Origin of the sequence: Streptococcus sp., from assembly GCF_019414905.1 — a bacterium.
Taxonomy (GTDB): Bacteria; Bacillota; Bacilli; order Lactobacillales; family Streptococcaceae; genus Streptococcus.
The window spans coordinates 1,710-3,223 of the sequence record NZ_DXLC01000035.1 but is presented as its reverse complement, the minus strand read 5'-3'; the positions used below and the strand labels follow the sequence as shown (position 1 = coordinate 3,223).

Sequence of the window (1,514 nt, the reverse complement as noted above, 5' to 3'; positions counted from 1 at the left end):
CCTTTGGGATTTGGAAAGCTTTTTCCGTTATCATCTGGATAATGATGCCAAGGAATTTGCAAAGGCTGCTTATTTAGAAAATGTTCAGTTAGTTCTGGATGAAATTGGCTCCCTAAATCAGGAGTCCGATGGTCAGGCTTATCAGGCAGTGCTTGCGCGTGTTGTCGCCATCTCTAAGGAGAAAAATGGTCGAGCTCTGACGAATGCCAGTCGTAAGGCTGATTTGAAGCCACTGGCCGATGCCTACAACGAAGAGAGAAAGGCCCAGTTTGCTAAACTAGGACAACTGTCAGACCAGATAACCATTCTCGACTATCAAGAACGTTATCATGAAGACACCTGGGAACTAGCTAAAACCTTCCAATCTTTCATGAGCGATTTTGTGGAAGCTTATCGTCAGAGAAAACGCCAGGAAAATGCCTTTGAATTCGCTGATATCAGCCATTACACCATTGAGATTTTAGAGAAATTCCCGCAAGTTCGTGAGGCTTATCAGGATCGCTTCCACGAAGTCATGGTCGATGAGTATCAGGATACCAACCACATTCAAGAACGGATGTTGGAATTGCTGTCTAATGGTCACAATCGCTTTATGGTAGGAGATATCAAGCAGTCCATCTATCGTTTCCGTCAGGCAGACCCGCAGATTTTCAATGAAAAGTTCCAACGCTATGCGCAAAATACCCAAGAAGACAAGCTGATTTTGCTTAAAGAAAATTTCCGTAGTAGTTCAGAAGTGCTTTCAGCAACCAATGATGTTTTTGAACGTCTCATGGACCAAGAGGTCGGCGAAATCAACTATGATAACATGCACCAGCTTATTTTTGCCAATACCAAACTGACTCCCAATCCAGACAACAAGGCTGAATTTTTCCTCTACGACAAGGACGACACAGGTGAGGAAGAAGAGGGGCAGGCAGACACGAAACTAACTGGTGAGATGCGCTTAGTCATCAAGGAAATCCTTAGACTCCATCAAGAGAAAGGTGTTGCCTTTAAAGAAATTGCCCTTCTGACCTCCAGTCGCAGTCGTAATGACCAGATTCTTCTTGCCCTGTCTGAGTACGGGATTCCTGTTAAAACTGATGGAGAGCAAAACAATTATCTCCAATCCCTAGAAGTTCAAGTCATGCTAGATACCCTTCGTGTCATTCACAATCCCCTGCAAGACTATGCCTTGGTCGCCCTTATGAAGTCTCCAATGTTTGGCTTTGATGAGGACGAGTTAGCACGTTTATCTCTTCAGAAAGCAGAGGATAAAGTCCACGAAAATCTCTATGAGAAACTAGTAAATGCTCAAAAACAGGTAACAAGCCAGAAAAACTTGATTCACACGGCTCTAGCTGAAAAACTAAAGCAATTCATGACTATTCTTGATTCTTGGCGCCTGTATGCCAAAACGCACTCTCTCTATGACTTGATTTGGAAGATTTACAACGACCGTTTTTATTATGATTATGTGGGGGCTTTGCCAAATGGTCCTGCTAGACAGGCCAATCTCTATGCCCTAGCAC

General features: G+C 43.6%; 1 protein-coding gene. It reads left to right on the top strand.

Going from position 1 to position 1,514, the window contains the following annotated elements:
- On the top strand, positions 1-1,514 hold a 1,514-nt coding region (locus QZ359_RS01000; RefSeq protein WP_293952035.1), incomplete at both ends, for a UvrD-helicase domain-containing protein.